We start from the raw sequence: 13949 nt of genomic DNA, 5'->3' as shown, positions 1-13949 counted from the left end.
ACTCCAGAGGTCGATTTCATGGCAGCACAAGTCGTATCCGTTGATCTTCAGGAAGCGGTCTCAAGAAGCGTAGAGGCCCTCAGGGACGAGATGATCGCCTGGCTGCAGGATCTCGTCCGCATCCCCACCGTCAATCCGCCCGGCGAGAACTACACCGCAGCCGCTGAATTCATCGGCAGCAAGCTCGCGTCCTTCGGCTACGACACGCATTACATCGCCGCCGAAGAACTCCCTGAGCACACTCCCCAGCATCCTCGTGTCAACGTCTTCGGGCGCATGGAAGGCTCCACTCCCCGCCCCGCACTCCACTTCAACGGACACTTCGACGTCGTCCCCGTCGGCGACGGCTGGACCGTCGATCCCTTCGGAGCCCTTATCCGCGACGGTAAACTCTACGGCCGCGGAGTCTCCGACCAGAAGGCCGGCATCGCCGCCTCCATCTTCGCCATCGAGGCCATCCGCCGCGCAGGCATCCGTCTCCACGGCACCGTCGAGCAGAGTGGCAGCGTCGACGAAGAGAGCGGGGGCTTCGCCGGCGTTGCCTACATGGCCCGCCAGGGCTGGATCGGCAAAGACAAGACCGACTTCGTCATCATCACCGAACCCAGCAACGTGGACAGCATCTGTCTCGGCCATCGCGGAGTCTACTGGTTCAAGATCACCACGCACGGACGCATCGCGCACGGCTCCATGCCACACTTTGGAATCAGCGCCATCGACCAGATTGGCGACGTCCTCCACGACGTCACCCACAGGCTCAAGCCCGTTCTCGCGACCCGCAAGACGGCTGCGCCGGTCGAGCCTCCTGGCTCCCGCTACGCCAGCATCAACGTCAACTCCGTCTTCGGCGGCCAGCTCGAAGACGGCACTCAAACACCCTGCGTCGCCGACCGCTCCGGTGCCATCTTCGACCGCCGCTTCCTCGCCGAAGAAAACTTCGACCACGTCCGCGAAGAGATCCGTTCGATGCTCGAAGATCTCCGCTCGCAGAACCCCGACTTCAGATACAACTTGGAAGATCTCATGATCGTCTATCCCGTCAACACCGACCCGGACTGCGAACTCGTCACCACCATCAGCTCCAGCATCGAGACCATCCTCGGCCGCAAGCCCAGGCTAACCGCCAGCCCCGGAACCTACGATCAAAAACACGTCGTCCGCATCGGCGACGTCGCCCAATGCATCGCCTACGGCCCCGGCATTCTCAACCAGGCCCACCGCCCCGACGAGTACTGTCTCATCGAAGACGTCGTAAACTCAGCTAAGATCATGGCGCTCACCGCGATGCAGCTGCTCGGAGCCTCGCCCGCCACCGGAACCCGATGAACCTTTACCTCGTCGCCCTGCTCGCCTACTCAATCTTCCTGATGGTTCTCGGGCTCGTCATCAGCCGCCGCGTCAAGAACTCCTCTGACTTCCTCGTCGCCGGCCGCAGCCTCGGTCCGGGTAGACTCTTCGCCACCTTCCTCGCCGCCAACATCGGCGCTGGCTCCACGGTCGGCGCCACCGGCCTCGGCTACAGCTTCGGCCTCTCCGCCTGGTGGTGGGTCGGCTCAGCTTCCATAGGCACGCTCATACTCTCGCAGTTCCTTGGCCCACGCCTCTGGACGATCGCCAAGCAACACAACCTCGCCACGCTCCAGGACTTCCTCGAATTCCGCTACAGCAAATCCGTCAAAGCTCTTATCGCCGTCCTCTTTTGGTGCGGCTCCCTTGCCATCCTCGCTGGCCAGATCATCGCCATCGCCTGGATCCTCGAGACTGTCGCCGCAATCCCCAAGTGGCAGGGCTGCATTATCGGCGGCCTCGTTGCCATCGTCTACTGCACCGCCGGCGGACTCATGGCCTCGGCCTTCGTCAATATGTTCGAGCTCGCCGTCACCATGTCCGGCCTGCTCCTCGCCGTCCCCTTCGCGATCCACGCCGTCGGCGGCTGGACAACCCTCCACACCCTTGTTGCCGCGCATCAAACCACATCCACAAATATGTTCACCATCGTCGGAGCAGGCCCCAAACAGGTCTTCGCCTGGATCGCCATCCTCGTCCCATCCTTCATGATCTCCCCCGGCCTCGTTCAGAAAATCTACGGTGCCCGCGACACCCGCACCGTCCGCCTCGGCGTCGGCCTCAACTCACTCGGCCAGGCCATCTTCGCCTTCGTCCCACCTATCCTCGGCCTCTGTGCCCTCGCCGCTCTCCCACATCTCGCCAAGGCCGAACTCGCCCTGCCCGCCGCCATGAAGCTCCTGCTCCCGAAATGGCTAGGCGTCTGGACCCTGGCCTCCATCTTCTCCGCAGAGCTCTCCGCCACCGACGCTATCCTCTTCATGCTCTCCACCTCGCTCGCCGTCGACCTCTACAAGACCTTCCTCAACCCCGGAATCTCGCAGCAGAAACTCCTAATCGCCAGCCGCATCGCCTCCGTCGCCGCGGGCATCATCGGAATCCTCCTCGCCGCCGTCCTCCCCTCCATCATCGCGGCCGTCAGCATCTTCTACTCGCTCATCGCCGTCGCGCTCTTCGTCCCCGTCATCGCCGGCCTCTACTCCCGCCGCGTTCTCTCCTCGGCCGCCATCACCAGCATCATCGCGGCCATCGCCGCAACGCTCATCACGCGCCAACTCACTGCGAACGCAGGCTACGGAATCTTCTCACCCGCCGCCATCGGAATCGCCACCGCAGCCATCGTCATGCTCGCCTTCCGAGTCCTCTATCCGCAGCAGGCACCGAAAAACATCTCCTTCGCCGGAGGAACCAATGCAAGCTAACCAGCGAATATTTCCCTCCCTCACTCCCGAATCCCCCCATAGAAGTGTCATCCTGAGCGGAGCGATTCACAGCCTCACCGTGAATCGCGGAGTCGAAGGACCTGCGGTTTCTTTCAGGGGAGCTAAGACGGTCAAAGCTCACCAAACATCTTCAGACGCTGCCCCACCCCCGGAAGTGTCGTCCTGAGCGAAGTCTCTGGCAGTCTCATCACCCGAACCATCTTTAGCTTCAGATCGAGGTCACTCTGATGCATCGCCGTGAATTCGCCCGCAATCTCTTAGGACTTCCTCTCGCCGCCGCGATCCCTCCCTCCGCCTACGCGGCAGCGCTCGACCCCATTGCGATGCCTCCCGGCGGCTCCATCGCTGACGTCCCCGGCCTCAAGGTTGGCCACCACACCCGCACCGACCGCCCCACCGGCTGCACCGTCATGCTCTGCGAAGAAGGCGCCACAGCCGGTGTCGACGTCCGCGGCTCCGCCCCCGGGACCCGCGAAACCGACCTCCTCTCACCGACAAACGTGGTCGACAAGATCAACGCCATCGTCCTGTCTGGCGGTTCTGCGTACGGCCTCGAAACGGCCACCGGAGTCATGCGCTACCTCGAAGAGCACAACGCCGGCTACAAGATCGGTAAATTGGGCGTCGTCCCCATCGTCCCCGCTGCAATCCTCATGGACCTCGGCGTCGGCAACTTCAAGATCCGCCCCACCGCCGAAGACGGCTACTCCGCCTGCAAGGCTGCGGTCAGCGGCCCCATCACCGAAGGCAACGTAGGTGCAGGCGCTGGAGCCACCATCGGCAAGATGTTCGGCCCCGGCTTCGCCATGAAGTCCGGCCTCGGCACCGCCAGCGTCACCATCGGCGACACCGGCATCGTCGTCGGAGCCATCGTAGCCGTCAACGCCGTCGGCGACGTCATCGACCCGCACAGCGGCAAGATCGTCGCCGGCGCCCGCAGCGAAGCCGGCAAGGGCTTCCGCGATTCCATGGCCGCCATCATGAACGGCTACCGCGTCGTCGTGCAGAACGCCGCCAATACCACCATTGGCTGCGTCGCCACCAACGCCCCCTTCACTAAAGTCCAGACGACCAAGATCGCTCAGATGGCCCACGACGGCTACGCCCGCGCCATCAACCCCGTTCACACCATGGCCGACGGCGACACCATCTTCGCCATGTCAACCGGTACAGCCAAGGTCCAGGCCGACGTCACCGCCATCGGAGCCATCGCTGCCGTCGTCATGTCGCGCGCCATCGTCCGCGCCGCCATGAACGCATCCAGTCTGCCCGACCTCCACCTTCCCGCATACAAAGACTACGTAGGCCGCTCCTGAGCGCCGAACTTAGCCTAACCTCACTTCCACTGCACCCGAGCCACAGGAGCGCCATGCCAAATCGCACAACCAATCTCTTCTCAGCCACACTCCTCGCCGCAGCAGCACTCTTACTCGCCTCCGGCTGCAACTCGAAGGTCAAGCCGACCCCTGAAAACTTCACCGCCGCCCTCAACGCCTGGTTCCTTGACCACCCGGACTGCCTGCTCTCCAACACCCGATTCCCTTACGAGACCAGCGACTCCGCCGAGATCAAGCGCCTGGACACCCTCGTCAAATCGCAGCTTCTTGAAAGCCATCAGGAGGCCAGCATCCACGTCACCCGTTACACCGTCTCCACCGCGGGCACACGCTACGCGCCACGCTTCTGCTACGGCCACCGCGTCATCTCCAGCATCGACAGCTCCACTCCACCAGCGGTCGTCAACGGCTTCCCGCAGACCCAGGTGAACTACCACTACACCATGCAGGACGTCCCCATCTGGGCCAAATCCGCCGACGTCCAGCAAGCTTTCCCCTCGCTCGCCACAGCCGCCAGCGGACAGGCCACCGGCCAATCCGCCCTCGCCCAGACCATGGCCGGCTGGCAGGTGCCCGACTGACCGCCTCCTCATCGCTGCCGTTGCCGTTGCCTTTCTAGTTGTCATCCCCGAAGAGCCTGCCCTGAGCGGAGTCGAACGGGGGATCCGCTGTCAGTTCTCCTCATCCCATACAATCGTCAACAACCGGTCATCTTCAGCCATGCCCAGATCACGCAGAGAATTCCTGTCTCAGTCAGCTCTCGGCCTCGTAGCCGCCGCCATCACCACCCCCGAAGCCCTCACACAAAACCCCGCCACCCCCACGCCAGGCGCGCCTCCCGCCTTCGGCACCGCTCCCGCAGTCGGTCCCGAAGTCTCCGCGGCTACCTTCACCGAGGCCGAAAAGCTCGTTCAGGTCAACATGACGCCAGCCGACGTCTCTCAAGCAGCGGGCAACTGGCGCAACGCCATGGCGGGTCTCTACGAGCGCCGCGTCGGCCCACGCAAGATCTCCATCCCCACCACTATCGCGCCATATTCCCGCTGGCAGGCCGCGCTCCCCAGCGAACACCCGATTCCCACTCAAGACAGCTTCATCCGTACGGCAGCCGATCCCGGACCACTTCCCTCATCCGATGAAGCCATTGCCTACTCTCCCGTCACCCATCTCTCCCGCTGGCTCGAAACCCGCAAGCTCTCGAGCGAACGCCTCACGCGCATCTACCTCGACCGCATCCAGCGCTTCAATCCCAAGCTCAACTGCGTAATCACCCTCACCGCCGACCACGCGCTCGACCGGGCCCGGGGCGCCGACGCCGAGATCGCCGCCGGCCACTACCGCGGTCCGCTTCACGGCATCCCCTGGGGAGCCAAGGACCTCCTCGACACCGCCAACATCCCCACCACCTACGGCGCCGAGCCCTTCCGCAACCGCATCCCGGCCAACGACGCCACCGTTACCCGGCGCCTCAACGACGCCGGTGCCGTCCTCATCGCCAAGCTCTCGCTCGGAGCCCTGGCCCTCAACGACATCTGGTTCGGCGGCCAGACCGTCAACCCCTGGCTCCTCGAAGAAGGCTCCTCCGGCTCTTCCGCCGGTCCCGGAGCCGCCACCGCCGCAGGCCTCGTCGCCTTTGCTATCGGCAGCGAAACCGGAGGCAGCATCGTCTCGCCCTCCATGCGCTGCGGAGTCACCGGCCTGCGCCCCACCTACGGCCGCGTCCCCCGCACTGGAGCCATGACCCTCTGCTGGTCGCTCGACAAGCTAGGCCCCATGGCCCGCACCGTCGAAGACACCATGCTCGTCCTCAACGCCATCACCGGAGCCGAGACCGGTCCCGGCCCGCGCGACCTCTCTTGCGTCCCCAGCCATCTCAACTTCGACGCCACCGCGCCCGTGCAAGGCCTCCGCGTAGGCTACTTCCCCCAATGGATGAAAGAAGCCCCCGCCACCGACGTCGATCGCGCCGCCCTCGCCGCGCTGTCCAAACTCGGCATGACTTCCGTCGAGGTCTCCCTCCCCGACTGGCCCTACGACTCGCTCGACATCATTCTCTTCGCCGAGTCCGCCGCCGCCTTCGAAGAAATCACCCTCAACCACGCCGTCGACCAGCTCAAAGCCCAGGTCCCCGACGCCTGGCCCAACACCTTCCGCCAGTCGCGCTTCCTCTCCGCGGTCGACTTCGTCCAGGCCGACCGCTTCCGCCGCATGGTCGCCGAAGAGATGGCCCGCATCATGTCGCAAGTCGACCTCCTCCTCGTCCCATCCCTCCGCGACGAGATGCTCACCCTTACCAACTTCACCGGCCACCCCTCGCTTACCTTCCGCGCTGGCTTCGTCGAGGTCTCCGAGGCCCGCAGCGACTGGGCGCCCGACCCCAACCATCCCCTGCCGAAGTTCAGTCCGCCCCGCCGGGTCCCTTACGGCATCACCCTCATCGGCCGCCTCTTCGACGAAGGCACCATCGCCCGCGCCGGCCTCGCCCTCGAGCGCCACTTCAACGTAGCCGCCGAAACCCCGCCAGGGTTCTAGGCGGCTTCGCACGGGCCTAGGCTCTGGACAGCAAAACCCGGATCGCATACCGTTCCCCTGTCAGCCGCAAGGCCTCGCGCCGCGCTCGGAAAAAAAGAGGACCCGATCCATGACCATGCTGAACCGCCGCACCTTCGTCCAGCTCGCGGGCACCGCAGCCGCCGGAGCGCATCTGCAAACCCTCACAGCCCTCACGCCTCAGGCTCCTCCGCAACCGACCGCCGCAAACAACAACATCCAGTTCGCGCTCATCGGGGCCGGCATTCAGGGCCAGAACGACACCCGGGTCGCCCTTCAGGTCCCGGGCACAAAACTAGTCGCCGTCGCCGACTGCTACGACGGCCGCCTCACCCACTCCAAGGAGCTCTGGGGCAACGGCACCCCCAACAACGTCGACCTCTTCACCACGCGCGACTATCGCGAGATCCTCTCACGCCCCGGCATCGACGCCGTCATCATCGCCACCCCCGACCACTGGCACAAGCAGGCCGCCATCGACGCCATGCGCGCCGGCAAGGACGTCTACCTCGAAAAGCCGATGATTCACCTCTACTCCGACGGCCCCGAGATGATCTCCACCGCCCGCTCCACCAACCGCATCCTCCAGGTCGGCAGCCAGCGCGTCAGCTCCGTCATCTACGCCAAAGCCAAGGAGCTCCTCGCCTCCGGAGCCATCGGCCAGCTCAACATGGTCTCCGCCCGCTGGGACCGCAACTCCTCCCTCGGCGCCTGGAACTACACCGTCCCTCCCGACGCCAGTCCTGAGACCTGCGACTGGCCGCTCTTCCTCGGCTCCGCCCCAAAAATTCCGTGGAACGCCGAGCACTTCTTTCAGTGGCGCAAATGGACAGACTACTCGAGCGGGGTCGCCGGCGACCTCTTCGTCCACCTCTTCAGCGGAACTCACTTCATCACCGGAGCCAACGGCCCCACGCGCGCCATGGCCACCGGCGGACTCCGCTTCTGGAAGGACGGCCGCAACGTCCCCGACGTCCTGCTCGCCCTTTTCGACTACCCTCAGGGCTTCAACCTCAGCCTCCGCGTCAACTTCGTCGACGGCGGGGAAGAGAGCGAGGGATTCCTCTTCACTGGCTCCGAAGGTACCCTCGAGATCACCGGCAACGCCGTCACCGTCAACCGCGTCCCCCTCGAGAAGGAACCCGGCTACACCATCAGCACCTTCGCCACCGCCACCCAGCAGCAGTTCCTCGAGCAGTATCGCCAGAAGTATGCCTCCACGCCCACCGGCACTCCCTACGCGGGAGTCGAAAAGTTCGTAGCGCCGCACGGCTACTCCGACAGCTACGACCACTTCCACAACTTCTTCTCCTCCGTCCGCACCCGCAAGCAGCCCGTCGAAGACGCCACCTTCGGCTTCCGCGCCGCCGGAGCCGCACTACTCAGCAATCTCAGCCTCGAACGCGGCTCCATCATCCACTGGAACCCCGAAACCATGAAGCTCACATGACCTCCAAAAAGCGGATGAAGCCTATTCCCGAAAACGGAGGGACCGGCTTCAAGAACGGAGGGAGCAGGGGCCTTCAGGCCCCTGAATTGATCCCCTCAAAAAGGGGCTTTAGCCCCGGGCCATAAAGCCTTACCTCACACCCGAGACCACAATGCGCCTAACCATCATCCCGCTCTTTCTACTCTCGCTCGCCGCCATCGCCCAAGCGCAGGACCCCTCCCACGCCACCGAGTTCCGCAAGCCCACTCCCGGCCCCGGCCCCGACGGCACCCTCAACCCCACCTTCCTCGTTCACCGCCTCGGCAACGACCACGCCGAAGGCATCACCACCCTCGACATGAACAACGACGGTTACCCTGACCTCCTCAGCGGAGCCTACTGGTACGAGAACCCCGGCCCCAACGCCGGCGAGTGGAAGCAGCATCAATACCGCACCGTTGGCATCCACGGCGAGTTCGTCTCCGATTGCGGCGAGTGGACCATCGACGTCAACCACGACGGCCACCCCGACGTTGTCACCGCCGGCTGGATCACCAACGGCCTCTGGTGGTACGAAAATCCCAACAAGCCCGGCGTCATGTGGCAGAAGCACCTCATCGCCGACAGCTATGACACCGAAGGCGGCGTCATGGCCGACATCAACGGCGACGGCGTCCCCGACATCGCGCTCGCCCACTACAACCACTCCGGCGTCCTCTGGGTCGACTTCTCCGGCGCCACCCCGCGCGTCCATCACGTCGGCGGCAAAGAGCAGGATGGCCACGGCATCGGCATCGCCGACATCGACGGCGACGGCAAGCCCGACATCCTCACCCCCTACGGCTGGTTCCGCAACATCGACGCCAACAACGACAAGTGGGAGTGGCATCCCGACTGGCGCCTCGGCGATACCGGATTCCCCATCCTCGGCTACGACGTCAACAACGACGGCAAGCTCGACCTCATCTACGGCCAGGGCCACAGCTACGGCCTCTACTGGCTCGAACAATCAGGAACACCCGAACACCGCATCTGGACCCGCCACGCCATCGACGAGTCCTTCTCCCAGTCCCACGCACTCCTGCTCGCCGACATCGACGGCGACGGCCAAGCCGAACTCATCACCGGCAAGCGCTACCGCGGCCACTCCGGCGACGACCCCGGCTCCTACGACCCACCCGTGCTCTACGCATACAAGATCAACCGCAAGGACACCACCTTCACCCGCATCCCGCTCTCCGTCAACTCCACAGCCACCGCTGGCACTCAGATCCTCGCTCTCGACCTAGACAAAGACGGCGACATCGACATCGCCACGGCTGGCAAACTCGGCGTCCACGTCCTGGAAAACCTGACAATCAACAACGTCCCCAAGTCCATGCGTGAGGCCCAGCAACCCCTCGAGCGCCAGTGGCCCTTCCCTGGCGAAGGAGAACAGGTCGAACAGGAGGACGGTCCCCACTAATGCATGGTCGCGCTCCCACGCAGACAAAAAACGCCCGTCCCCGATCGGCATCGCACCTCTCGGGACGGGCGTAATTCACTTCATCTGCACAACGTCAGAAACGCTCTGCCGCTCTCTTGAGACCTGCTTATCCGAGTAACTTCCGCTTTGCCAAGCCCGCCAGACCGATCAGACCGCTTCCCAGCAGCACGAACGAGGCCGGCTCAGGCATTGGCTCGATGTCGAGAGCTGTTCCCGCAGTCTGAGGGACCAGGCCAATCGTTCCAACCCTGCTGAAGTTCGTAACATTGGTCTCAACGACGAGAAACGCGCTGAACGTATTGATCGGATCTCCATTGGCAAAGAAGAAATCGATCAGCGATCCATCCGCGCTGCGTGAGATGGACGTAGGAACCGCCTGCCCCGGTTGGGCCGAAAAACCGACGCTCGTCAAAAAGTGGTCAAAATTAGACTGGACCACATCTGTAACCGAGCCCTTCCCACCAGTTGGATCGATCTGATAGACAAAGTCCAGGCAACCGGAACAGTAGACGTTGCTTGGATCGCTATAAGCCGTCGAGGCATAGTTCGAAGTAATGCCGTTGCTGACCATCGGACCACCGAGAAACTGTACCGGCGCCCCACCAAAACTGAGCGTGGATGCCGCGACGGTCGACCCAGGGGTTAGAGTCGTTGCATGCGCGACAGCCATACCGCAAAGAACCAAAATCCCAAAAGCCAGAATCTGTTTCCGCATAAAGTAGAGCCTCCCATTGGGTTTGCGCACAAAGACACAACATCGCTTCGCCCTGTATGTGCATTTCAATTACCAAAGAGACCAGGCCTCAGAAATAAAGTGCGGGAATCAGAAGAATAAATACCTTACAGCGCAACATTGTGCGTACTCTATGCAAACCCTCCCATGGGATACTTGCAACCTGTTGCACATCGAGAGAGCGTTTCCTTCCCAAAATATTGCCCTCGATCAAGCAACCAAACTCCTTTACTTCTCTACGCCCGATCCTTCAATGCTGGAAGTGCCCTCTTGAAGCCGAGAAGATAAGGCACGCCTGGGGCCAGACTCTCATCGAACTTGTTAACGAAAACTACATGACTCAAATCAATAACTTGGCCATCGTCCATCACGCGAAGATTATCTCGCAAATGCATGTATAATAAGCATTTGACTTATCACGATAAGGCCTCGCTGCTCGAATCGCGAAGAAATAAAGGACATCCTGGACCGCCGCCCGCTTGAATGCGTGCCCCAGTCTCGCTTCTGAGACCTGGGCTTCGCAGGCTGCAACCCCGCCACAGCTATTTCGCCCCCCCTCAACTTTTCCACAGAAAACTCTGTCAAGGCCAAAAATCACCTAACTAACACAAAAAATAAAGATAGCCGTGGCATAGTAGTTTCCCTCACACTGCTAAAATAGAATCAAGCACAGAAAGCCCCGGAGAACCCGGGGCTTTCGCTTTTAACCTGGCCAACGCAACCCGTTTATTTGCAATACTTTGATTGCAACTCGTTTCAATGCAATACCTTACACCTGAAGTCCAAGCCTAAACCTTTTCATTTGAAGACTTTGCACAAAGACCGCACCATGGGGGGGGATACCCCCATAACAGAAGCATCTACAATCGAGCCAAAGCAATGTCCATTGATAATCGCACTGCCCTGCTCAACCTGATCGCGACGCTCTCCTTCCGCCTCGGCGACTTCACCCTCGCCAGCGGCCAGAGGTCCGATTACTACATCGACTGCCGCACCACCACCCTCCACGCTGAAGGCGGCCGCCTCTCCGGCCTCCTCCTCTACGACCTCATCCGCGAGCGCTTCCCCCACGCCGAGGCCGTCGGCGGACTCACCATGGGAGCCGACCCCCTCGTCTCCAACACCGCCAGCGCCTCCGCCTGGCACCACGTGCATCACCACCGCGACCCGCTCAGCAGAGATCTGATTCACGGCTTCCTCGTCCGCAAGGCCGAAAAGACCCACGGAACCGGCCGCCGCCTCGAGGGCTTCCACAAGCTAGGCGCCCACGTCGTCATCGTCGACGACGTCTGCACCACCGGAGGCTCCACCATTACCGCCATCGAAGCCACCCGAGAATCCGGCATGAACGTCGCCGGAGTCCTCTGCCTCGTAGACCGCGAACAGGGAGGCCGAGCCAACATCGAAGCCATCATCCATGACGTCCCCTTCATCTCCGTCTTCACCGCCAACGACGTCCGCGCCGCCCACATCGCGCAGCAAAGGACAACATGAAACCGATACTGCCTTACGAAATCGCAAAGGAAGTCGGGGAATTGATCTCAGAACTTCAAAGGAAGGGATGGAGGATGTCCTTCGCTCGTTACGATGCTCAGTCGTTTGGAAACTGGTACGTCGACTTAAATCAAACAGAGAGCTGCATTCGACTGATAAAGGATCGATCACAGTACATGTTCAGTGGACCACCACCAATCGAAGAAATCCAAGCGGTTGGGCTCGGAAGGGCTTTTGACAATTTGGAAGAGTTTCGTCACGCCGTCATCAAGTGGGCCATCCACAAGACAGCTACTCAAAACTGAACACTTTAGCGCCCTGGAGAGTTAAAAGCCATGTCCTTCTCGATCTCATTCCTCGGCGAACCGGTGTTTTATGACGAACAGACGCCGATGGCGACGGGAGAATTAGTCCTCGGCGAGTTCAAAGAGAACTTTGTAGCAAGCCTTTACCAATGGAACAAGGCTGACTACGAAGCTCAGTGGCGAGATGCGATCAAAGCGATACTCAAAGGCTCTAAATCGGCCTTGGCTGTCTGGTATGTAGCCCCTGAATTTTCTGACAATCTTGAGTGGTGGCCGATGTATAGAGAAGGAAACGTCATTCACGTCCAAAATCATTTGCTGTTTTATGACCAGCTAACACGTCCGTTCTCACAAGAGAACATGCTTTCTTTCATAAGAGATCGCAGAACCATCAATGAAGATGGCGAGAGGATCTCCGAGTGGAGCGTGGAGTTGAGCGAAGTAGAAGAATTTGCTCGAGCCTTAGCAATCTAGGCGTCAACTTTGCGGACACCAACCCTACAGGACACAAAATGAGCCGACACTGCTGCGAACGAATGAATCTTCACCTAGATGACGGCGGAAGGCGCAGCCATTCTCCACAACCCTAAGTTCATGAATATGGAATCCCCGTGCCCGACAAGGGCTCAAGCTACATCACAGTGGATTTCTGCTCATGGTGGGAGCCAAACTCCCCGCAAGTACACGGGATCAGCGCTTTGATGATCTCGAAAGGTCTAAAATAGGACAAGACATGATCCCGACCCTAGAATGGCTCCCGAACGGCGTTAGCTTCCTCGACCAGACCAAGCTCCCTCTCGAAGAGACCTACGTCCTCGCCACCGACTACCAGCAGGTCGCCACGGTTATCCGCGACATGATCGTCCGCGGCGCCCCCGCCATCGGAGTCTCCGCCGCCATGGGCGTCGCCCTCGGCGTCAGCCAGAGCAAGGCGACCACCATCCCGGCCCTCAACGCCGAGGTCGCCACCATCTGCGAGACCCTCGCCGCCACGCGCCCCACCGCCGTCAACCTCTTCTGGGCCATCCAGCGCATGCGCGACAAGTACGACACCCTCGTCGCCGCCAACACCTCCATCACCAAAATCAAGGCCGCCCTCATCGCCGAGGCCCGCCATATGTACGACGAAGACATCGCCGCCTGCAAGGCCATGGGAGCCCACGGCGCATCCCTGCTGCCGATGGAAGGCACCGTCCTCACCCACTGCAACGCAGGAGCCCTTGCCACCTGCGGCTACGGCACCGCGCTCGGGGTCATCCGCGCCGCTGTCGAGCGCGGCCACAAGATCGACGTCTACGCCGACGAGACCCGCCCCTACCTTCAGGGCGCGCGCCTCACCGCCTGGGAACTCCTCCACGACAACATCCCCACCACCGTCCTCTGCGACAACATGGCCGGGTCGCTCATGCGCCTCGGACGCGTCCAGGCCGTCATCGTCGGCGCCGACCGCATCGCCGCCAACGGCGACACCGCCAACAAGATCGGAACCTACTCGGTCGCCGTCCTCGCCAAAGAGCACAACATCCCCGTCTACGTCGCCGCGCCGCTCTCGACCATTGACCTCGCCACCCTTCACGGCGACGAGATCCCCATCGAGCAACGCTCAGCTACCGAGGTCACCCACTCCCAGGGCAAGCAGATAACGCCCGACGGAGCCGACATCGAGAACCCGGCCTTCGACGTCACCCCCGCGAAGTACATCACCGCCATCATCACCGAGCACGGCGTCCTCCGCGCCCCCTTCGAGCAATCCATCCGCAAGATGGTCGAGGCGGCCACAACGAAGCCGGAACTCGCAACCGCATAAGCCATCAACAATCTCGCGA

General features: G+C 62.0%; 11 protein-coding genes. 10 read left to right on the top strand and 1 reads right to left on the bottom strand.

Annotated features, from left to right (window positions below; all coding sequences use genetic code 11):
- Positions 1 to 18 precede the first annotated feature (18 nt).
- From OHL16_RS01850 to OHL16_RS01820, 7 genes are all read left to right on the top strand, one after another.
- Positions 19 to 1326: an acetylornithine deacetylase/succinyl-diaminopimelate desuccinylase family protein gene (locus tag OHL16_RS01850; protein ID WP_263365372.1), complete on the top strand. Its 1308-nt coding sequence runs from the start codon at positions 19 to 21 to the stop codon at positions 1324 to 1326.
- The gene (locus OHL16_RS01845; protein WP_263365371.1) at positions 1323 to 2768 is read left to right on the top strand and encodes a sodium:solute symporter family protein; all 1446 of its coding nucleotides are present in this window, start codon (positions 1323 to 1325) and stop codon (positions 2766 to 2768) included. Before OHL16_RS01850 ends, OHL16_RS01845 begins: the two co-directional genes overlap by 4 nt.
- 248 nt (positions 2769 to 3016) lie before the next feature.
- A complete protein-coding gene (locus OHL16_RS01840; protein WP_263365370.1) occupies positions 3017 to 4105 on the top strand; it encodes a P1 family peptidase in 1089 nt (362 codons plus the stop codon).
- A 53-nt stretch (positions 4106 to 4158) separates the two neighbouring features.
- A complete protein-coding gene (locus tag OHL16_RS01835) occupies positions 4159 to 4707 on the top strand; it encodes a hypothetical protein (RefSeq protein WP_263365369.1) in 549 nt (182 codons plus the stop codon).
- 139 nt (positions 4708 to 4846) lie between these two features.
- Positions 4847 to 6658, top strand: coding sequence for an amidase (locus tag OHL16_RS01830; RefSeq protein WP_263365368.1), 1812 nt, complete (start codon positions 4847 to 4849; stop codon positions 6656 to 6658).
- Between the two features lie 109 nt (positions 6659 to 6767).
- The gene (locus OHL16_RS01825; protein ID WP_263365367.1) at positions 6768 to 8126 is read left to right on the top strand and encodes a Gfo/Idh/MocA family protein; all 1359 of its coding nucleotides are present in this window, start codon (positions 6768 to 6770) and stop codon (positions 8124 to 8126) included.
- A 151-nt stretch (positions 8127 to 8277) separates the two neighbouring features.
- Positions 8278 to 9570: an FG-GAP repeat domain-containing protein gene (locus OHL16_RS01820; protein WP_263365366.1), complete on the top strand. Its 1293-nt coding sequence runs from the start codon at positions 8278 to 8280 to the stop codon at positions 9568 to 9570.
- A gap of 127 nt (positions 9571 to 9697) precedes the next feature.
- Here OHL16_RS01820 and OHL16_RS01815 read toward each other — a convergent pair whose 3' ends face one another.
- Positions 9698 to 10306: a PEP-CTERM sorting domain-containing protein gene (locus OHL16_RS01815; RefSeq protein WP_263365365.1), complete on the bottom strand. Its 609-nt coding sequence runs from the start codon at positions 10304 to 10306 to the stop codon at positions 9698 to 9700.
- An 897-nt stretch (positions 10307 to 11203) separates the two neighbouring features.
- Here OHL16_RS01815 and pyrE point away from each other — a divergent pair.
- The 3 genes from pyrE to mtnA all read left to right on the top strand — a co-directional run bounded on the left by pyrE (position 11204) and on the right by mtnA (position 13930).
- Positions 11204 to 11818 carry an orotate phosphoribosyltransferase gene (pyrE, locus tag OHL16_RS01810; RefSeq protein WP_263365364.1) on the top strand — a complete coding sequence of 205 codons (615 nt, stop codon included), beginning with the start codon at positions 11204 to 11206 and terminating at the stop codon, positions 11816 to 11818.
- Positions 11819 to 12153: 335 nt separating this feature from the next.
- Positions 12154 to 12597, top strand: a complete 444-nt coding sequence (locus OHL16_RS01805; protein WP_263365363.1) for a hypothetical protein — start codon at positions 12154 to 12156, stop codon at positions 12595 to 12597.
- Between the two features lie 259 nt (positions 12598 to 12856).
- Positions 12857 to 13930 carry an S-methyl-5-thioribose-1-phosphate isomerase gene (mtnA, locus tag OHL16_RS01800; protein ID WP_263365362.1) on the top strand — a complete coding sequence of 358 codons (1074 nt, stop codon included), beginning with the start codon at positions 12857 to 12859 and terminating at the stop codon, positions 13928 to 13930.
- Positions 13931 to 13949 lie beyond the last annotated feature (19 nt).

The organism is Edaphobacter bradus, from assembly GCF_025685645.1.
GTDB classification, from domain to species: Bacteria; Acidobacteriota; Terriglobia; order Terriglobales; family Acidobacteriaceae; genus Edaphobacter; species Edaphobacter bradus.
The sequence above is the reverse complement of the archived record's forward strand: the minus strand, read 5'-3'. Positions and strand labels throughout refer to the sequence as shown.